The sequence below is a fragment of the Agrobacterium sp. 20P9.1.2 genome (assembly GCF_057799395.1).
In genome coordinates this window covers 202,935-222,805 of record NZ_JBYOKI010000007.1, presented here as the reverse complement: position 1 = coordinate 222,805, position 19,871 = coordinate 202,935, and the positions used below count along the sequence as shown (strand labels likewise).

Here is a 19,871-nt window from a genome sequence, read left to right as displayed (position 1 = left end):
CTCTAACGCAAACCTCCTTGGCACGGAAGCGATTCTATTCGCCGACGGCCACGCCTTCGCGGCGCGGATCGGCGCTGCCGACGAGGCCGGTGCCGGTGATTTCGATGGCATGCAGGCCGGAATTCATCTCCCCCGGTTTCACCTCGAAACCCATGGCTTTCAACGGCTCAGCGAACTTTTCCGCATCCGTGCCAGCTTCGATATCGTAGGTACCAAAACGGTTGATCAGGTGCGGTTGCGCCACAATCTTTTCCACCGGCATGCCCCAGTCGATATAGGCGATCAGCGCCTGCGCCACATAGCCGATGATCTGGCTACCTCCGGGGGAGCCGATGGCCAGCAGCGGCTTGCCGTCCTTCATGACGATTGTCGGGGCCATGGAAGAGCGCGGGCGTTTGCCCGGCTCTACGCGGTTGGCCACCGGCAGGCTTCCGTCATGCGTCTTGAAGGAGAAATCCGTCAGCTCGTTGTTCAGCAAAAAGCCATTGGTCATCAGGCGCGAGCCGAAGCCGCTCTCGATGGTCGTCGTCATGGAAACAACATTGCCTTGGCTGTCGACGATCACGAAATGGCTGGTGGATGGCATCTCCAGCGTCGGCCCGCGACCGAACAGCAGGGCGTGATCCCATTCCGGCTCACCCGCCTTCACCGCATCCGCAGCCAGCGCCTTGTCACCATCCAGTGATGAGGCGCGTGTGCCGAGATAAGTCTTGGCCAACAAGCCTTTGATGGGCAGTGGGGTGAAGTCCGGGTCGGCGAGGTAGCGTTCGCGGTCGGCAAAGGCCAGACGCTGCGCATCGCCGATCAGCCGCCAGCTTTCCACATTGTCGGGGCCCAGCGCCTTGATGTCGAAGTTTTCGAGAATGCCCAGCATCTGGCCGATGGCGACAGCACCGGAGGAGGGCGGTCCCATGCCGCAAATATCCAGCGCACGATAGTTCGCGCACACGGGCTCGCGCTCCTTGATGCGGTAATTCGCCAGATCGGCCAGCGAGAGAACACCCGGATTACCCGTCGCTTCCCGCACGGTCTTGACGATGGCTTCGGCAATCGGCCCGCTGTAGAACGCATCCGGGCCCTTGGTCGCAATGGCTTTGAGTGTCTGGGCATAGGCCGGATTTTTAAGAACCGTGCCAGCCTTCAGCGGCGCGCCTGACGCGTCGTAGAAATAGCTGCGCGGCCCCTCATATTTCTTGAGCCGCTCACCTTCGGATGCGATCAGCGATGCAAGGCGCGGCGAGACCTGAAAGCCGTCTGTGGCCAGCGTTTCGGCGGGCTTGAGCAAATCGGCCCAAGCTGTTTTTCCGTATTTCTTGTGCACATCGGAGAGCAGCCGCACCGTGCCCGGCGTGCCGACGGAGCGGCCACCGATGACCGCATCCATGAACTTCAGCGGCTGGCCACTGTCATCGAGAAAGAGCTTCGGCGTCGCTTCCATCGGCGCGGTTTCGCGTCCATCGAACGTCGTCATCTTGTTGGAGGCGGCATCGTAATAAACAAGGAAACTGCCGCCGCCGAGGCCGGAGCTTTGCGGCTCCACAAGGCCAAGAACCGTCTGCACGGCCACCATGGCGTCGATGGCATTGCCGCCTTCGGCAATGACTTTGCGGCCTGCCTCCGCAGCCAGTGGATTGGCGGCTGCGACCATGAAGTTTTTCGTTTCCACGCGGCTTGCGGTTTGCGTGCCCGTTGCCCGTTCGGGTGCAATCGTGTCCGATGCCTGCTGTGCCTTGGCGGACCCAGCGACCAGAGCGGCGGATATCAAAAGGCCGGTGAAAAACCTGACGTGCATGACGAAACCTCCATTGCCTGCGTGGCCCATGATGGGATCGCAAGCGCATAAAGGTCAAGCCGCTGCCTATCGATTGGCGATATGAGCGATGCGGTTGAGAGCGGCGACCTGCCGGTCGGCATTGTTGTCGCAAGGGTCTTCGTCACGGTCATCGGCGGGAACGACGATGTTGATGGAGCCTTCCCGCACGACGGTGCGGTTGCGGCCCTCTTTCTTGGCGCCGTAAAGCGCGCGATCCGACATTGTCAGCATCGTATCGAGGTCTGCGTCTGCCGCACTTTGACAAAAGACCCCGGCGCTGACCGTCGGCGAAAACTGTCTGGTATCGGCAAAAACTTCCAGACGGCTGAAGTGAATGCGGATCGCTTCGGCCAGAATGGTGACCTTCGATGGATCGTCGGTTTCGATCAAGCAACCGAATTCCTCGCCGCCCATGCGGATGACCACGCCTCTGCCGTCTGCAATCAGGTTGGCATGCGCGCAAAACTTGACCAGCACATCGTCACCGCACTGATGGCCATATTCATCGTTGATCTTCTTGAAGTGATCGATGTCGAACAGGATGAAGCCGATATGCCGCGATGTGCCTGAAAGGCGGGCCTTCAGCGCACCGAAGGCCTGTAGCAAGCCGCGACGGTTCAGTGTCCCCGTCAGGTGATCTGTCATGGCCAGATGCTGCAAGCGACGCTCTGCGTCTTCCATAAACATCTTGACGCTGATCATCATCACAATCGTGAAGCCCAACGCGCCCACGACGGCAATCGGTGCCGTCAGTGGGATGATCTGGCCGGTCGCCAGATTGTAAGGAATGACGAGAGAAGCCGCGACCGCGCCGGCAAAGGACTGGATGACGAGGACCGTCGCCAGCAATTTTCTGGTTCGCGAAATGAATTCTTTCGACGTCAACAGCACCCCCGCGAGCATGAGGTGACCTATGCCCGCGCAGACGTGGTAGAGAATGATCCGCGCGCTCGTGCTGTCATGGACGGGCGGCACGAACATGAAGGCGATCCAGACCAGCGGTGGAATGGCAATCCATCCATCGAGCTTTCGGCCTTCCAGCAACAAAAGCCCTGCCAGCCAGAAGCTGAAACCCGCCAGTGCCGATATGTTGCCGAACTGGATGGAGATGAAATCAGGGATCAAACCGCGCAGTGCGACCAGAATGGCGCCGACGCCCACCAGGCCAAAGCCCAGTGAAAAACACAAATGATGCTTTTTGGCAGGATGGTGCAACCACAGCACCGCGAGAACTGCTGAGAGAGTCAATGTCTCCATCGACCAAAGAAGCATGCCCGTTTTGGCGTCTAACACTGACCAAACCCCATCTGTCTCGGCGTTTCACGGATGATTTGGCGATGGACCCTTGGGGTGCACGCTCTTTCCGCATATAAAAATGAATTCCGGGTAAGACTTTCAGCCACGCGTGGTGGTGCTAAATCGTTTCGACGGCACTATCTGGATCAAAAGCTAAGAAGTGGTTTCTACTTTCCGTTACGAAAGGTTGCGAGTGGATTATGTCCGTATGTTTAACCTTTGGTTGACCAAAATCCGGTTTCGCAGTTGATGACGGGAACGGCCTTTAAAATGCCGGTGGTGCCGTTTCGCGCGGAGATGTAAGGCGGCAGGGAATATTTGCCGGTGCGTCATTAAGGATATCCGCCACCTGAGTCTTGAAGAACCGGGCAATCACACTCTATGTAGAGAGTAGACGAATAGAATTGATTCCGGGTGCGTATGCTCACCGGGTAAGAGTTGACAAAGGACGGACATGACAAATCCAGTTGATACCGCCATGGCTCTGGTGCCGATGGTCGTAGAGCAGACCAACCGCGGCGAACGGTCCTACGACATCTACTCGCGTCTTCTCAAAGAGCGGATCATCTTCCTGACCGGTCCGGTGGAAGATCACATGGCGTCGCTCGTTTGCGCGCAGCTCCTGTTCCTGGAGTCGGAAAACCCGAAAAAGGAAATCGCGCTCTACATCAATTCCCCGGGTGGTGTCGTCACCGCCGGCATGGCAATTTACGATACGATGCAGTTCATCCGTCCTGCTGTGTCCACGCTTTGCGTCGGTCAGGCTGCCTCCATGGGGTCGCTGCTTCTGGCTGCCGGTGAAAAGGGTATGCGCTTCTGCACGCCGAATGCCCGCATCATGGTTCACCAGCCTTCGGGCGGTTTCCAGGGTCAGGCTTCCGATATCGAGCGTCATGCGCGCGACATCATCAAAATGAAGCGTCGCCTTAATGAAGTCTACGTGAAGCACACGGGCCGCACGCTCGAAGAAGTTGAAAACACGCTCGACCGTGACCATTTCATGGATGCGGATGAGGCTAAGAACTGGGGTGTCATCGACAAAATCCTGACCTCGCGTCAGGAAATCGAAGGCGCATCCGCCAGCTGAGGCGCTGAAATTTTGACTTGTGTTTGAAGCCCCGAAGTGAAATTCGGGGTTTAAACCGAAAAATAAAGCGCTAATAGTAGATATTAAGGCTGTGTTGAATTTTTATGACATAGCTTGAAGCCAATCCCACAAAAGCCTCATTTGGGTTTGGGACTGGTCACGAAACAAAATGCCGAGGCTTCACTGCCCCGGAGTTTGCAGGGGAATTCGTTGCCGCCGCTCGTCAGGTCTCGTATCTGATGCGGTTAGTACCCCGGGAACGAAGCGGACATGGATGCTTATGGGAAGCGACCTGTCCGCAGACGGTAAGTTGACCGCGATCCGCCTTGCGGACCAGCGGCGTGCTGGAAGGAAAGAGATATGAGCAAAGTCAGCGGCAGCAACGGCGGCGACTCGAAAAATACACTCTATTGTTCATTCTGCGGCAAGAGCCAGCACGAAGTCCGGAAACTCATTGCCGGGCCGACAGTATTCATTTGCGATGAATGCGTCGAATTGTGCATGGACATCATCCGCGAGGAGAACAAGACCTCGATGGTGAAGTCGCGCGAGGGTGTTCCCACCCCGCAGGACATCATCAAGATTCTCGATGAATATGTCATCGGCCAGAAGCAGGCGAAGAAAATTCTGTCTGTGGCGGTTCACAACCATTACAAGCGCCTTGCGAATTCGTCCAAGAACGGCGACATCGAACTGGCGAAGTCGAACATCATGCTGGTCGGCCCGACCGGTTGCGGCAAGACCTATCTTGCCCAGACGCTCGCTCGCATCATCGACGTTCCCTTCACCATGGCTGACGCAACGACGCTGACGGAAGCCGGTTACGTGGGTGAGGATGTGGAAAACATCATCCTCAAGCTGCTCCAGTCTGCCGATTACAACGTTGAACGCGCCCAGCGCGGCATCGTCTACATCGACGAAGTGGACAAGATTTCCCGCAAGTCGGACAACCCGTCCATCACGCGCGACGTCTCGGGCGAGGGCGTTCAGCAGGCGCTTCTGAAGATCATGGAAGGCACGGTCGCATCCGTTCCTCCGCAGGGTGGCCGCAAGCATCCGCAGCAGGAATTCCTGCAGGTGGATACGACAAACATCCTGTTCATCTGCGGCGGTGCCTTCGCAGGCCTCGACAAGATCATTTCTGCCCGTGGCGAAAAGACCTCCATCGGTTTCGGCGCAACGGTAAAGGCGGAAGACGATCGTCGTGTTGGCGAAGTGCTGCGTGAACTGGAGCCGGAAGATCTGGTCAAGTTCGGTCTCATCCCTGAATTCATCGGTCGTCTGCCAGTTCTGGCAACGCTCGAGGACTTGGATGAAGATGCGCTGATCCAGATTCTGTCGGAGCCGAAGAACGCTCTGATCAAGCAGTATCAGCGCCTGTTCGAGATGGAAGACGTCGAACTGACATTCCAGGGCGATGCTCTGCGCGAAATTGCCCGCAAGGCAATCACCCGTAAGACCGGTGCGCGTGGTCTGCGTTCGATCATGGAAAAGATCCTGCTCGACACCATGTTCGAACTGCCGACGCTGGAAGGCGTTCGCGAGGTTGTCATCTCTGACGAAGTCGTCAGCGGTGCTGCCCGTCCGCTCTACATCTACGCGGATCGTCAGGAAGAGAAGGCCAACGTTTCGGCTTAAGTGCGGGACGGCTGTTGACGGAAGATTGAAAGGCTCGCCTCCGGGGGGCCTTTTTTGCGTGTTATGCACGGGAAAGGTCGCATTATCGCGGTGCGATCCGATTTTGCGTTTGGAGCGGATTGCGCTTTCCTGATAAAGTTTTAGAAGTGATTTGCAGCGCGATATGACGTTTTTTTGAACGTTCGCTGTTTTTCCGATTCGCCACGAGGCGGGCGAATGACGGAAAGTGTGACGCGTATTGTGACGTATTGCGTATTCGAGATCTATCCTGACCCAAGCGGAAGGGTATCTGCTCTTGTGACTTGAAAATGACGGTGACGAACTCCACTTTCAGTCACGACAAAGAATATGCCGGAAACTCCCAAAGAAAGTCCGGCAGGCGTCCCTCCCAAGGGGACCATTGAAAGGAAATGATATGACGAACATTACGTCTGCTGCATCTGGCGGTACATATCCCGTACTCCCTCTGCGCGACATTGTCGTTTTCCCGCATATGATCGTTCCGCTGTTCGTCGGCCGGGAAAAATCCATTCGTGCACTGGAAGAGGTCATGGGCTCCGACAAGCAGATCATGCTTGTGACCCAGATCAATGCCAGCGATGATGACCCAGACACGTCGGCCATTCACCGCGTCGGCACGGTTGCCAATGTCCTGCAGTTGCTGAAGCTGCCCGACGGTACCGTGAAGGTTCTGGTCGAAGGCAAGGGCCGCGCCAAGATCGAAGAGTACACCGGTCGTGAGGACTTCTACGAAGCCACCGCCGTTCTTCTGGCTGAGCCGGAAGAAGATACGGTCGAGATCGAAGCTCTGTCGCGTTCTGTCGTGTCCGAGTTCGAAAGCTATGTGAAGCTCAACAAAAAGATTTCGCCTGAGGTGGTTGGTGCCGCCGGTCAGATCGACGACTATTCCAAACTCGCCGATACTGTCGCATCGCACCTGTCCATCAAGATCACCGAGAAGCAGGAAATGCTGGAAACGGTGAGCGTGAAGCAGCGTCTTGAAAAGGCGCTCGGCTTCATGGAAGGCGAGATTTCCGTTCTTCAGGTCGAAAAGCGTATCCGCTCGCGCGTCAAGCGCCAGATGGAGAAGACCCAGCGCGAATATTACCTGAACGAGCAGATGAAGGCGATCCAGAAGGAACTCGGTGACGGCGAGGATGGCCGTGACGAGATGGCCGAGCTGGAAGAACGCGTTGCCAAGACCAAGCTCTCCAAGGAGGCCCGCGAAAAGGCGGAAGCTGAAATGAAGAAGCTGCGCCAGATGAGCCCGATGTCTGCGGAAGCAACCGTCGTGCGCAACTATCTGGATTGGCTGATCGGTCTGCCTTGGGGCAAGAAGTCCAAGATCAAGACGGACCTCAACGCTGCCGAAACCGTTCTCGAGCAGGACCATTTCGGTCTCGACAAGGTCAAGGAACGCATCGTCGAGTATCTGGCCGTACAGGCCCGTGCGACGAAAATCCGTGGCCCGATCCTGTGCCTCGTGGGTCCGCCAGGCGTTGGTAAGACATCGCTTGCGAAGTCCATCGCTAAGGCAACTGGCCGTGAATATGTCCGCATGGCGCTGGGTGGCGTTCGTGACGAAGCGGAAATCCGTGGTCACCGTCGTACCTATATCGGCTCCATGCCGGGCAAGATCGTCCAGTCGATGAAGAAGGCAAAGAAGGCAAATCCGCTCTTCCTGCTCGATGAAATCGACAAGATGGGACAGGATTTCCGTGGCGATCCATCGTCCGCTCTGCTGGAGGTACTGGATCCGGAACAGAACTCCACATTCATGGACCACTATCTCGAAGTGGAATATGACCTGTCGGACGTGATGTTCGTCACCACAGCCAATACGCTGAACATTCCAGGTCCATTGATGGACCGTATGGAAGTCATCCGTATTGCTGGTTACACGGAAGACGAAAAGCGCGAAATCGCCAAGCGTCACCTGCTGCCCAAGGCAATCAAGGAACATGCGCTGCGCCCGGAGGAATTCTCCGTCAGCGACGACGCCCTGATGGCCATCAGCCAGCAGTACACGCGTGAAGCCGGCGTTCGTAACTTCGAGCGTGAATTAATGAAGCTGGCACGTAAGGCCGTGACCGAGATCATCAAGGGCAAGTCCACGTCGGTTGTCGTCACGGCTGCCAACATTGAGGACTATCTCGGCGTTCCACGGTATCGCCATGGCGAAGCCGAGCGTGAAGATCAGGTCGGCGTCGTTACAGGTCTTGCTTGGACCGAAGTGGGCGGCGAGCTTCTGACGATCGAAGGCGTCTTGATGCCGGGCAAGGGTCGTATGACCGTGACCGGTAACCTGAAGGAAGTGATGAAGGAATCCATTTCGGCAGCGGCATCCTATGTCCGCTCGCGCGCGGTTGATTTCGGCATCGAGCCTCCACGTTTCGACAAGTCGGACATTCACGTTCACGTACCGGAAGGTGCGACACCGAAGGATGGTCCTTCCGCCGGTGTGGCCATGGCAACCGCCATCGTGTCGATCATGACCGGTATTGCCGTGGACAAGAACGTCGCGATGACGGGCGAAATCACGCTTCGCGGTCGCGTCCTGCCGATTGGTGGCCTGAAGGAAAAGCTGCTGGCGGCTCTTCGCGGCGGTATCAAGAAGGTGTTGATCCCGGAAGAAAACGCCAAGGACTTGGCGGATATCCCTGACAACGTCAAAAACGAGATGGAAATCATCCCGGTTGCCCGCATGGGTGAGGTTCTGCAGCATGCGCTGGTGCGTATGCCTGAGCCCATCGAGTGGGATGGCAGCATCGAGACGCCAGTCATTGCAACTGTTGAAGGCGTGGATGACGGTAGCCAGACAATCGCACATTGATAAGCGATCGTCGGCGTTGGTGCTAAATTAGCACAAAATCGTTGAAAGGCTGGCAGAAATGCCAGCCTTTTTTGTGAAAAGAACGCGAGACCCCTTGTTTTTCAGGCCATTCCAGCGCTTTTGGGTGGCGGTGCGCGAATAGATAAGTATTCTGCGCCGATCCAATTTGAGTCGTTTCATACCATTGAAAGGGGTGGAAACATGAACAAGAACGAGCTCGTTTCTGCAGTTGCCGAAAAGGCTGGTCTCACCAAGGCTGATGCCGCTTCTGCCGTCGACGCAGTATTCGAAACCGTCCAGAGCGAATTGAAGGCCGGTGGCGACATCCGTCTCGCTGGCTTCGGCAGCTTCACCGTAAGCCGTCGTGAAGCCTCCAAGGGCCGTAACCCATCCACGGGTGCAGAAGTCGATATTCCGGCTCGCAACGTTCCAAAGTTCTCCGCAGGCAAGGGCCTGAAGGACGCTGTTAACTCCTAAGTTTTCCTGAGCTGTTTGCGCCTGCGGCGTGCGAACAGTGCTCAGATATACGAGGAATGATTTTGGCTCTTTGCGCAGTTTTGCGAAATGACGCCATCGAAATGCAGAGAGCCCGGCCTTGAGCCGGGCTTTTTGTTTATCAGCACCTTCTCATTGTCATTTCCCTGTCACGTCCATGTCGCAAAAGCCCAGTCATGCATTTTTCCAGTGCACTGAAGGGGACATCATGACATTTCGTTTTTCGAGTGCTGCGCTGACCGCGGCGCTTTTTGCTTCTGCCGCATTTCCAGTCGCCGCCGAGCAGGTTTTCAACCGCATCTCATCGTTTCCTGTCGCTCTGAACCTTCCTTCCGACAAGGAAGAGAAGACGATCACGTCGGCGGAAATCGTCACGGCTAGTGAAGACGGCAATACGCTGATCTATTCCGACAGCCCGCTGGGCGGCATCGGCTTTGTCGACATCAAGGATGCCAAGGCACCAAAGGCGCTCGGCGCTTTGATGATGGATGGCGAGCCGACATCGGTTGCTGTGTCCGGCACCAAGGTTCTGGCTGGTGTCAACACGTCCGAAAGCTACGTCAAGCCAGCTGGCAAGCTGGTGACAGTCGATATCGCCACCCGCAAGATCGAAGCCAGCTGCGACCTCGGCGGCCAGCCGGATTCTGTTGCGGTTTCCCCGGACAAGAGCTTCGTGGCCATCGCCATCGAAAACGAGCGTGATGAAGAGGTCAATGACGGCGCGCTGCCGCAGATGCCTGCCGGCTTCCTCGTCACCATCGGTCTCAAGAATGGCGCACCGGATTGCTCGGCGCTGAAGAAGATCGATGTCACCGGTCTTGCTGAAATTTCACCGGAAGATCCAGAGCCTGAATTCGTTTCCATCAATGCCAATGGTGAAATTGCCCTGACGCTTCAGGAAAACAACCATATCGTCATCGTTGATGGCAAAAGCGGCAAGGTCACGAGCCACTTTTCCGCAGGCACTGTCGATCTGAAGGGCATCGACACCAAGACCGATGGCCAGCTGAAGTTCACCGACAGCCAGGACGCCCGCAAGCGCGAGCCGGATGCCGTGAAGTGGCTGGACAATGACCGTATCGTCATCGCCAATGAAGGCGACTGGCAGGGCGGTTCGCGCAGCTTTACCATTTTCGACAAGACCGGCAAGCTGCTTTACGAAGCTGGCTCTTCCTTCGAACATGCTGTTGCGGCCATCGGCCACTATCCTGAAAAGCGCTCCAAGGCCAAGGGCATCGAGCCTGAAGGTCTGGAAGCAGCAACATTCGGCAACGACAAGTATTTCTTCGTTCTGGCCGAACGCGCATCTGTCGTTGGCGTCTACAAGGACACGGGCGCAGAGCCGCAGCTGACGCAAATCCTCCCATCGGGGATTTCGCCTGAAGGTGCAGTCGCCATTCCATCGCGCAACCTGCTGGTCACCGCCAACGAAGCCGATCTGGTTGAAGATGGTGCAGCCCGTTCGCATGTCATGATCTATGAGCGCTCGGAAGGGCAGGCCGCCTATCCGCAGCTTACCTCCGCCACGGTCGATGGCGCACCGATTGGTTGGGGCGCTCTGTCCGGCCTCACGGCTGATGCGGAAAAGGACGGCATTCTCTACGCGATCTCCGACTCCGTCTACGGCAACCAACCTTCGATCTACACCATCGACGCAAACAAGAAGCCAGCGGTCATCACCAGCGTTCTGCGCGTAAAGCGTGACGGTCTGGCAGCGCAGAAGCTGGATATGGAAGGCATCACGCTGGACGGTAAGGGCGGCTTCTGGGTCGCATCCGAAGGCAACAGCGAAAAGCTCGTTCCGCACGCGCTCTACAACGTCAATGCCAAGGGTGAAATCAAGGCCGAAATCGCACTTCCAAAAGAACTGCTGGAAGGCGAAACCCGCTTCGGCTTCGAAGGCGTAACCATGATCGGCAAGGGCGATGACGCTACACTGTGGATGGCTGTTCAGCGCGAATGGGGCAAGGCTGAAAAGGGCAAGGTAAAGCTCGTCTCTTACAACCTGAAGTCCAAGGAGTGGGGTGCTGTGCATTATCCGCTGGATAAGGCAGATGACGGCTGGGTCGGCTTGTCCGAAATCACCGCCCATGGCGACAATGTCTATATCGTCGAGCGCGACAACCAGATCGGCGACAAGGCAAAGATCAAGAAGCTCTACAGCGTCGCCATCGCCGACCTGAAGCCCGGCAAGATCGGCGGCGAACTGCCGCTCGTCAAGAAAACGGAAGTCCACGACTTCCTGCCAGACCTCAAGGCTCAGACGAACGGCTACGTCGTCGACAAGCTGGAAGGCTTCACTTTCGACAAGTCCGGCAAGGCCTTTGCGGTAACGGACAATGACGGCGTGGACGACTCCTCGGGCGAGACACTGTTCTTCCCGGTTGATCTGAAGGGCACGAACTAAGCGGCAAGCTAGAGGCCGGGGTGTTTACATCTCGGTATCTGAAACATTGATTCTGAAGCGCTCGCAGCCGTCAGGTTGCGAGCGTTTTTTCTATTGCATCAAATATTTTCAGCAAGCATCTTGGCCGCGATTGCAGCATCAGTGACATTTGCAATCGCTGCATTGGAGTTCGTAGATGCTGAAGCTTGACCACCTCACAGTCATCGCCCCGACCTTGAGCGAAGGGGTTTCGCATGTCGAAAATTGCCTTAGTATCAGCGTGCCCTTCGGGACACGCCATGAGTACATGGGCACACACAATCATCGTCTTCAGCTCGGAAATTCCGTCTATCTCGAGATCGTGGCTCTCGATCCGGATGGCAAAACGCCTCATCGTCCGCGCTGGTTCGGTCTGGACGATCAGGAGAAGGTCAGAGCCGACTGGACCGAAGGGCGTCGTTTGCGAGGGGTGGGTTGCCAACACGGATGCGATCGATCGTCTCGTTGCGCTGCATGGCGCAGTTCTGGGCGAAAAGGTCTTGCTGCCAGATGATGATCCGACTTTCGACTTCGCCATTCCCAAGGATGGTGCCCTTCCATTGGACGGCGTCGCTCCCTCGGTGATCGACCATCGGGGAGACACAGCCTATATCGCCTCGATACCCGATCTCGGCGCGCGACTTCACTCTCTCACACTCGAACATCCAGATCCCGCGCATATCGAGGCGCTTTATCGCGATCTGGGCATCGATCATCCGCCGGCGATTGTTCACGGTGCTTCAATTCTCTACCGGGCGCTTATCGACACACCAACTGGACGACGAGAGTTAACCTGAACCAGAAGAGCTTGAGGGACAGAATATTTGCCAATACGAATTGAGATAGAAAGCCAGCCCGATGAGCAGGACCAGCGCCTTATCGATGAAGGTCTGGATATATTCAATTTTGCAAAAGCCGGGCCGGACAATCCGCAGGATTTATGGATTATGGCGCGGGACGCCAATGGAAGCCTGATCGGCGGTCTGAAAGGACGCTCAACTTACGCCTGGCTTTTTATCGACTGGCTGTGGGTTTCATCCGAGGCACGGGGGCAGGGCGTCGGTGCGAAACTCATGGCGAAGGCAGAGGACGCCGCGCTGGAACGTCAATGCGTTGGCGCTTACGTCTCTACGTTCAGTTTTCAGGCGCCGGATTTTTACCGTCGGATCGGCTATGAGGATTTCGGACGAATCGAGGGGTTTCCGGTCGGCCACGCTTGCATCTGGCTTAAGAAGACATTTGAACAGTCAGAAAACGCGTGAGGACCGCTTCAACAGGTAAAGTGAGGTGCCGGGTGTTGCCCACCCGGCCTCCTGTTAGTCCTTCAAAGCATATCGCTCCAGCGCATCCCGGTTGATCTTGATGCCCAGTCCTGGGCCATCCGGTATCTGCACCACGCCGTCGACGTGATCCAGCGGGCTGGTGAGAACCGCCTGTCGATAGGGGTTCTCCGTGCGGTCGAATTCGAGAATCGGTGGGCGCGGGTTGCGTCTGGCCGGGTCCGGCGGCAGGTAGGCCATGAATTGCAGGGCGGCGGCGATGGCCACACCTGTTCCCCAGACGTGGGGGACAACGCGGACGCCATAGAGGGTTGCCATATCGACGATGCGTTTGGTTTCCGAAAAGCCACCGCTACCGGCAAGATCCGGCTGGAGAATATCCACGGCGCGACTTTCCAGCGGCGCGCGCATGCCGTATCGGCCATGCCAGGTTTCGCCACCCGCAACGGGAATGGGTTGACCGGCGCGCACGGCCTGATAGGCATCCAGCTGTTCAGGCACAACGGGCTCTTCGAACCAGTCGATGCCAAGAGGTGCTAGCGCCTTGCCGACTTCGATGGCCTCCAGCGCATCGTAACCATGGTTGGCATCGATCATGATGCGGACATCGGGGCCAACAGCCTCACGCGCGGCACGGATGACGGCAATGTCTTCCGCCACATCGAAGCCGATCTTGATCTTGACCGCGTGGAAGCCTTGGCTTGCGTAACCGGCAACTTCCGCCGCGACGTCCGAGACCGCATCGACGCCGTCCTTGCGGAAAGAACCGGTGGCATAGGCCTTGACGCTTTCGCGGAAGCGACCGCCGAGCAGGCGCGAGATGGAGGTGCCGAAGCGTTTGCCCTTGATATCCCAAAGCGCGATATCGATACCGCTCAACGCCGTCACCGTCAGACCACGTTGGCCCTGATCCCGCAGCAGATTGTAAAGCTGATGCCAGATGATCTCGATGTCGAGCGGGTCTTTGCCGATGAGGTGAGGGGCGTACGCGGCCACCACGGCTGCATTGGGCTTTGCCGGGCCGAGGCATTCGCCCCAGCCCACGGTGCCATCATCGCATATGATCTCGACAAGGCAATGGATGCGCCGGTCGAAGCGCATGGACGCGCTTTCGAAGGCGTGGCCCAGCTTGTAATCGAGCAGATGAGTGCGAACCGCTTCTATTTTCATGGCTTGTAAGGTCCAACCAGCTTTTCGAGCATGCCGACTTCCTCCTCAGTCAAATCCGTCAGCGGTGCGCGCACCGGACCGGCATCGAACCCCATCAGACGCACGCCAGCCTTGATGGCGGAAACGGCGTAGCCCTTCTGACGGTTACGAATATCCATAAACGGATAGAAGAAGTCGATGAGAATACGGTCGGTCGTTGCCCGGTCGCCTGCGCGCAGTGCCTTGTAGAAGTCCTGGGCAAGCGCAGGCACGAAGTTGAACACGGCAGACGAATAGGTCGTCACACCAGCGCCGAGATAGGCATCGGCAAAAAGCTCAGCCGTCGGCATGCCGCCGAGATAGGTCAGGCGTTCGCCGATTGTCGCGGTGATCTTGCGCACAAGGCCGATGTCGCCGGAACCATCCTTGAAGCCGACCAAGTTAGGGCAGGCGTCGCACAGCTTCTGCAGCGTTTCAGCTGTCAGAATGGAGTTGTCGCGGTTATAGACCATGACGCCGATGGAGACAGAATCGCAAACCTGCTTGATGTGGGCATAGAGGCCTGCCTGAGAGGCATCCATCAGGTAATGCGGGAGTAGCAGAATGCCATCGGCGCCGGCTTTTTCAGCGCTCTGGGCAATCTGGATGGCGATCTTGGTGCCGTAACCGCAACCCGAAACGATGGGAACCGAACCTGCAGCGGACTTTGCTGCCTTGACGACGGTGCCGACCTCTTCCGGGGCGAGCGAGAAGAACTCACCAGTGCCGCCAGCCGCGAAAAGAACGGTCGCGTCGAAACCGGACAGCCAGCTGACGTGGTCGAGATAAGGCTTCTCGTTGAATTCGCCGTCCTTGGAAAAAGGTGTGACGGGGAAAGAGAGAAGGCCAGCGCCAAGCGCGACTTTGAGTTCCTGTGGGTCCATAGCCATTATTCGTGTCTCCAATTGTTGGTTGAGGCGGATAATATTCGAGATATTATCTTCGTCAAGAACTTATAATACAAGTTGGAGAAATTGCTGTGGAATCATTGAGGCTGGGCGAGGGTGAGTACGCTGCAGTGTCGGGGCGTTTGTGGCTGAATGCAATCATTTCCCTGCAAGCTTGCCTCTTGATAACCCGTGCAAGCGTAGCGTAGAGATAAGATAACAAGAGATTTTATGTATGACCACAAGCCGGGTCGGTTTGCGGTGTGCAGATGGAAATGTGGAGGAAACATGCTGAAGACGTTGCTGTTAACCGGTGCTGCCGGTGGTGTGGGCAAAGCCATCCGCCCCCTGTTGAAAGACATTGCTGAAAAGGTGGTGCTCTCCGATATGGTCGAGGTCACCGATCTCGCGGCGCACGAAACCTTCGTGAAATGCGATCTCTCCAACCGCTCAGAGGTCGATGCTGCTGTGGCGGGCGTGGATGGCATCATCCATCTCGGCGGCATCTCGGTGGAGCGGCCGTTCGAGCTTATTCTCAAGGGCAATATCGAAGGCGTTTATAATCTCTATGAAGCCGCGCGCCACAATGGCCAGCCGCGAATCGTCTTCGCCAGTTCCAATCATACGATCGGTTACCACCGCCGTGACGAGAAACTGGATGGTAACTCGGCTGTGCGCCCTGATTCCCTTTATGGCGTTTCGAAATGCTTTGGGGAAAATATGGCCAGCTTCTATTTCGACAAGTTCGGGCAGGAGACCCTGTCGGTGCGGATCGGTTCACTGACGGCAAAGCCACAGACGACGCGCATGCTGGCGACATGGCTCAGCGCTGCGGACTTCGTTTCGCTCTGCGCGCGCAGTTTCGAAGCGCCGCGTCTTGGCAACGCCGTGGTCTACGGCGCGTCCAACAATCAGGAAAGCTGGTGGGATAACAGCCATGCGGCCTTCCTTGGATGGAAGCCGCAGGATAGCTCGGCGAAATGGCGCGCCGAGGTACTTGCTCAAGCCGGTAAAGAGGATCCAAAGGACCCAGCCCATATTTACCAGGGTGGTGCATTCACCACGTTCGGCCATCCGGCAGATGGCTGACCACGGTTGGTAGGGCTGCGAGGGGAGAGGGACGGGCTTGCGATTGACTACTTGTCCTGTCTCTCCGAGTCATATTGTACCCAGCGGAAGAAAAAGTAGATTGGCAGCGCAATCAGCGCCAGCGTGACGATTGAGTTCGCAAACATGGTTCATCCCATCAAAACGCGACTTCATCATGAAGCCGACACTAATAATTATGAGGGATAATTTATTGAGAAATGCTGAATCTCACGTAGCGTAAGGCGCCATGCCGAATGGAATCCGCTGTCCCGAAACGAACGCCATGGAACTTTACGCCGCCATGGTTTTCAAATTGTTAACATGGTGTCTCAAGTCTTTAGAAGCAGCATGGATGGAAGCGTTTCCCTTTCCAGCAGACGCAGGAAGAAATAGCCGACACCGGCGATGCCCAGCATCAGGCCCGGCGCTTCCCCCCTCTGCTGCACGCCACAGGGAAGAGGCAGCTCCGCGTTCAGATAATGCTCGATGATGAAGGTGCCCACCTGCGCCGCGTGACGCGAAATCTCCTCCTGCTTCAACTGCACACCCGCAGACAATACAAAATCCGCAATGCCCGCCAGCCCATGGCACAGGCAGAGATCCTGCGGCACAGTCGTCGTCGTCAGCATGCGTGAGGCATCCTGCAAGGCGGTGTTGACCTCATCGCGCGCCTGTTTGTCGGAAGGCAGAAGCTCCATCAAACGAAGGCGTGTAAGGCCGATGCCGGATGAGCCGCTGCACCATGTGCAATTGCACATCGGGGCAAGCGCCCCGGCACCGGGGGTGATGTGGTCGATACGAAAATCCGGCCAGCCCTGTCTGTTGGCATCGAACCAGCTTCGCTCGTAACGCAATGCCTCCAATGCGCCGTGCAGCAGGGCATCATTGCCGCTCACGGCATGGGCCTCCAGCAATGCCGTCGCCATGCCCGAAACGCCATGGGCGTAACCCAGAAGATTGCGATGTTTAGGCATCAGAGACGGCCATGACAGACCCTGCGCATCCACAACGCCTGCCGCCAGCAGGCGTTCCGCATGGCTAACCGCTGCCGCCGTCAACTCCGGGCGGTCATGGCGTTTGCCGAGGTGGATAAGGGCGGGAACAGCGCTGGCGCATCCGGCAATCACATCCAGTGCCTCATCGGCAAATTCATCTGCCGCGTGGTCCAGTGCCAAGGCCAGCCCCTTTTCAACCCATTCCAGCCGGTTCAGCGCACCGCCAACCTCGCACAGCATATAGGCAGCACCCAGAGTGCCGGTATAAAAACTACGCTGCGGCGGGGTGTCGAGGTCGGGCAGACGGGTCAGCACCTGCCGAACCGCGCCTTCGACAGTTGCCAGAAGGCGTGGCGAGGGGGCATGGGCTGCAAGTCTTCCCAGAAACAGTGCAATCCCGGCAACGCCATCGTAAAGTGAGGTGGACGCCGTGCGGTACCCGGCTGTCACGCTGCCATCCGCCATGGTCATCGCCCAGCCCATCCATGTGCAGCGGTCTTCGTGCCACAGGGCATCGCGGCACAATTGCGCGCCTATGCGGCTGGCCGCTTCCAGAAATCGGGCATTGCCTTGCGCGGTGTCGGCTTTGGGTACTGTCATCAGGGTCATCTCCTAAACCTCCTCAGGCGGGGACTACGTAGATATCGCTGTTGCCAGCGCTGAGATGCGGTGCGTCAAGCGCCAGGCCGGATTCGGCGAAACGTTTCCGAAGCCGGTCAAGGCGGATTCGCGCCATCTGGCTGCCATCCGCCCATGCGCTGACAATGGCATCTGCCATCAGCATGGCGCGCGTCTGACCGAAACTCATGCCGTAACCGGGGTCATCTGCACCGCCAATCCCGCTGGCCAGTAACTTCGAAAACAGTGGCACCTCTGATGCGAGATCCGGTTCCGCATCGGCGAACATGTCCCGCAGCAGTGACAGCACGAATGTCAGATGGCGGCGGGCGAAGTAGAACACCGTGCTATCCGTGCGGTCATATGCGGCTGGCTCCAGCAAAGTCTTTGCCCGGAACGGCACGGCATAGGCATTCAACAGTCCCGCAATCTGCGCCATCAGCGACACAACGCTTGCCGCGCGCGTGTTGAGATAGAGCCGCGCCAGTGCTGCATCGTCGTGGTCGCAATGCGGTGCCTGACCGGTGATGTGATAGAAGCCGGTTTGCTGTTGGGAAGACGCGAGCGGCAGCAGAATGGAAACGTTGGTATTCACCTGCACCGGGCCGGGGGCGGTCAGCGCATAAGCGCCGGGCAGAACCTGACGGCAGCAATCGCCCTTGCGGACATGCGCCGCGCCATTGCCATCGGCCTTGTAAACCTGCCAGTTGGTGGACCACCGTGAACCCTCGGGAAAGGTGGCGCGAAGCTGCGCCAGCAGATCGAGGCCGTCGGGTTTCGCAAGCGGAGCAGGCGAATCGATACTGAAGGGGCGCGCATAAGCGGCATCGTAAAGCGCTGGCCAAAGGGCATCCGACAGGCGGCTGGTCACCGGACGCGCCGTATCGGACGCCGCGATGGCGGGAAGAGATGTGACCGGACGGTTGCCGATCTGAAACCGCGAGAGGTTGATGATCTTCACCGCGTCCAGAACAGGCATTAGCAGGGTTTCGATGTCCGATGGCGACGCATTGTTCTCTGCTTCTGCTGAAGGGAAGGGCATGGGAATCGCGTTCATGATCAAGCTCCGGTTTCAAGCGCAAACAGCTGCCGCACGGCGCTGCGCGGATCGTTGAGGATGCCCGCCGCAGTGCGTATGGCGAGAAGCGCCGAAGGCGGCATTTCGGGCAGGGACTGTGAGATTTCATAGGCAGTCAGCACCAGTCGGGCCGCCGCGAACCGTGCGCAGCGCTCCATGGCAAGCGCCTGATGTTCGGCGGTCAGGGGAAAGGCTGCGGTATAGTTGCGCCAGAAGGCGCGGCAGCAGGCCTGCGCACGCGCGATGTCATCAGCGGTCGCCGGTGGCATCGGTTCTCCCTGTGCGGAAAAGCGCCCGACGATGACCGGCTGGATGAAGCTTGCCAGCACGCAGGCCGCATCCCATGCTGCATCGCCCAGATCGGCCAGTTCCCAATCGATCAGCTGAACCCTGGCGGTTCCATTCTCATCATCACTTTCTGAAACGAGAAAATTCTCCCATTTCAAATCGCCATGGATCAGGCAGCTGCGAGCCCATTCACGGCGCAACCGCGTCATCTGTTCTTTCAAACCGGGCTCTTGGCGTATGGCGGCCAGAACGGCGCGCGCGCCCGCGCTCATGTTGGGAATGAGGCTTTCACCGACTTCCGGGAAACTCAAAATCCACGGCGGATTGGCAGGAAAGACGCCCTGTTTCGATGTTTCAGCCAGAACATCCGGCGTTTGGGCGTGGCAGGTGGCCAGCAGATTGCCGAGCTGCGCAGCAATCTCTTCAACCGCGCCCGCAACGCCTGCCATCCGCATCTGATAATAGGTAAGGCTCTGCGAATTCGGTACCAGGTCCACGGCAAGGAGATGCCGGTTGCGATCGTAATGGCGAAGGCGCGGCATGAGCGTCTTTAGGCCCTGCGGCCCGGCATCGCTGTCAGCTAGCGCGTATAGCACGGCCTCGCGCTGCACCGATTGTGTGGTTTCCGCTGCCATGACCGGCACTTGCTTGACGAAAATGCCAGAACCATCCCGGCGGAAAACCTTGAAATTGCGGTTGCGACGGCCCGCTTCCAGAATGGTGATATCGTCATCGACAAGCTCCGCGGCTGAAAGCACGCTGCGGTCGATGAGATAAGGCACGAGCGTGCCGCTGGTCAGATACATTGTTTCCCCCAAGGCCGGACAAATGGTTGTGTGAAAATATGCGGGGATGCGAAGC

General features: G+C 57.6%; 14 protein-coding genes and 1 pseudogene. 8 read left to right on the top strand and 7 right to left on the bottom strand.

Annotated features, from left to right (window positions below; translation table 11 throughout):
* Window positions 1–34: 34 nt before the first annotated feature.
* Window positions 35–1,792: a gamma-glutamyltransferase gene (gene ggt, locus AC27VJ_RS19495; protein WP_488685386.1), complete on the bottom strand. Its 1,758-nt coding sequence runs from the start codon at window positions 1,790–1,792 to the stop codon at window positions 35–37.
* A gap of 66 nt (window positions 1,793–1,858) precedes the next feature.
* Window positions 1,859–3,001: a GGDEF domain-containing protein gene (locus AC27VJ_RS19490; protein WP_488685385.1), complete on the bottom strand. Its 1,143-nt coding sequence runs from the start codon at window positions 2,999–3,001 to the stop codon at window positions 1,859–1,861.
* A 562-nt stretch (window positions 3,002–3,563) separates the two neighbouring features.
* On the opposite strand from AC27VJ_RS19490, the gene clpP reads away from it, so the two are divergent.
* From clpP to AC27VJ_RS19455, 7 genes and pseudogenes are all read left to right on the top strand, one after another.
* Window positions 3,564–4,196, top strand: coding sequence for an ATP-dependent Clp endopeptidase proteolytic subunit ClpP (gene clpP / locus AC27VJ_RS19485; RefSeq protein ID WP_113089472.1), 633 nt, complete (start codon window positions 3,564–3,566; stop codon window positions 4,194–4,196).
* Window positions 4,197–4,556: 360 nt separating this feature from the next.
* Window positions 4,557–5,834 (top strand): ATP-dependent Clp protease ATP-binding subunit ClpX, encoded by a 1,278-nt coding sequence (gene clpX / locus AC27VJ_RS19480; RefSeq protein ID WP_045230713.1) that lies wholly within the window; start codon window positions 4,557–4,559, stop codon window positions 5,832–5,834.
* Between the two features lie 415 nt (window positions 5,835–6,249).
* Window positions 6,250–8,667, top strand: a complete 2,418-nt coding sequence (lon, locus tag AC27VJ_RS19475) for an endopeptidase La (protein ID WP_488685384.1) — start codon at window positions 6,250–6,252, stop codon at window positions 8,665–8,667.
* Between the two features lie 183 nt (window positions 8,668–8,850).
* Window positions 8,851–9,144 (top strand): DNA-binding protein HupB, encoded by a 294-nt coding sequence (gene hupB, locus AC27VJ_RS19470; protein WP_454892315.1) that lies wholly within the window; start codon window positions 8,851–8,853, stop codon window positions 9,142–9,144.
* Window positions 9,145–9,370: 226 nt separating this feature from the next.
* Window positions 9,371–11,569: an esterase-like activity of phytase family protein gene (locus tag AC27VJ_RS19465; RefSeq protein WP_488685383.1), complete on the top strand. Its 2,199-nt coding sequence runs from the start codon at window positions 9,371–9,373 to the stop codon at window positions 11,567–11,569.
* 175 nt (window positions 11,570–11,744) lie between these two features.
* A pseudogene (locus AC27VJ_RS19460) lies at window positions 11,745–12,384 on the top strand (VOC family protein).
* Between the two features lie 27 nt (window positions 12,385–12,411).
* On the top strand, window positions 12,412–12,849 hold the full coding sequence (locus AC27VJ_RS19455) for a GNAT family N-acetyltransferase (protein ID WP_488685382.1): 438 nt from the start codon (window positions 12,412–12,414) through the stop codon (window positions 12,847–12,849).
* 54 nt (window positions 12,850–12,903) lie between these two features.
* Here AC27VJ_RS19455 and AC27VJ_RS19450 read toward each other — a convergent pair whose 3' ends face one another.
* Both AC27VJ_RS19450 and kdgD read right to left on the bottom strand, forming a co-directional pair.
* On the bottom strand, window positions 12,904–14,037 hold the full coding sequence (locus AC27VJ_RS19450) for a mandelate racemase/muconate lactonizing enzyme family protein (RefSeq protein WP_488685381.1): 1,134 nt from the start codon (window positions 14,035–14,037) through the stop codon (window positions 12,904–12,906).
* Window positions 14,034–14,939 (bottom strand): 5-dehydro-4-deoxyglucarate dehydratase, encoded by a 906-nt coding sequence (gene kdgD, locus AC27VJ_RS19445; protein WP_113089522.1) that lies wholly within the window; start codon window positions 14,937–14,939, stop codon window positions 14,034–14,036. Before kdgD ends, AC27VJ_RS19450 begins: the two co-directional genes overlap by 4 nt.
* Window positions 14,940–15,230: 291 nt before the next feature.
* Between kdgD and AC27VJ_RS19440 the strand changes: the two genes are divergently transcribed.
* Window positions 15,231–16,031: an NAD-dependent epimerase/dehydratase family protein gene (locus AC27VJ_RS19440; RefSeq protein ID WP_488685380.1), complete on the top strand. Its 801-nt coding sequence runs from the start codon at window positions 15,231–15,233 to the stop codon at window positions 16,029–16,031.
* Between the two features lie 329 nt (window positions 16,032–16,360).
* On the opposite strand, the gene AC27VJ_RS19435 is transcribed toward AC27VJ_RS19440, so the two are convergent.
* The 3 genes from AC27VJ_RS19435 to AC27VJ_RS19425 are packed head-to-tail and all read right to left on the bottom strand — an operon-like array spanning window position 16,361 to window position 19,816.
* Complete coding sequence (locus AC27VJ_RS19435) at window positions 16,361–17,626, bottom strand: lanthionine synthetase LanC family protein (protein WP_488685379.1); 1,266 nt, start codon at window positions 17,624–17,626, stop codon at window positions 16,361–16,363.
* A gap of 22 nt (window positions 17,627–17,648) precedes the next feature.
* On the bottom strand, window positions 17,649–18,701 hold the full coding sequence (locus AC27VJ_RS19430) for a T3SS effector HopA1 family protein (RefSeq protein WP_488685378.1): 1,053 nt from the start codon (window positions 18,699–18,701) through the stop codon (window positions 17,649–17,651).
* Window positions 18,702–18,703: 2 nt separating this feature from the next.
* Window positions 18,704–19,816: a phosphotransferase family protein gene (locus AC27VJ_RS19425; RefSeq protein WP_488685377.1), complete on the bottom strand. Its 1,113-nt coding sequence runs from the start codon at window positions 19,814–19,816 to the stop codon at window positions 18,704–18,706.
* Between the last annotated feature and the right edge of the window lie 55 nt (window positions 19,817–19,871).

Coding starts and splice junctions, on each gene's coding strand:
- clpP (WP_113089472.1), top strand. CDS start 3,564: ATGACAAATCCAGTTGATACCGCCATGGCTCTGGTGCCGATGGTCGTA.
- kdgD (WP_113089522.1), bottom strand. CDS start 14,939: ATGGACCCACAGGAACTCAAAGTCGCGCTTGGCGCTGGCCTTCTCTCT.
- clpX (WP_045230713.1), top strand. CDS start 4,557: ATGAGCAAAGTCAGCGGCAGCAACGGCGGCGACTCGAAAAATACACTC.
- AC27VJ_RS19450 (WP_488685381.1), bottom strand. CDS start 14,037: ATGAAAATAGAAGCGGTTCGCACTCATCTGCTCGATTACAAGCTGGGC.
- AC27VJ_RS19430 (WP_488685378.1), bottom strand. CDS start 18,701: ATGAACGCGATTCCCATGCCCTTCCCTTCAGCAGAAGCAGAGAACAAT.
- AC27VJ_RS19425 (WP_488685377.1), bottom strand. CDS start 19,816: ATGTATCTGACCAGCGGCACGCTCGTGCCTTATCTCATCGACCGCAGC.
- lon (WP_488685384.1), top strand. CDS start 6,250: ATGACGAACATTACGTCTGCTGCATCTGGCGGTACATATCCCGTACTC.
- AC27VJ_RS19465 (WP_488685383.1), top strand. CDS start 9,371: ATGACATTTCGTTTTTCGAGTGCTGCGCTGACCGCGGCGCTTTTTGCT.
- AC27VJ_RS19435 (WP_488685379.1), bottom strand. CDS start 17,626: ATGACAGTACCCAAAGCCGACACCGCGCAAGGCAATGCCCGATTTCTG.
- ggt (WP_488685386.1), bottom strand. CDS start 1,792: ATGCACGTCAGGTTTTTCACCGGCCTTTTGATATCCGCCGCTCTGGTC.
- AC27VJ_RS19440 (WP_488685380.1), top strand. CDS start 15,231: ATGCTGAAGACGTTGCTGTTAACCGGTGCTGCCGGTGGTGTGGGCAAA.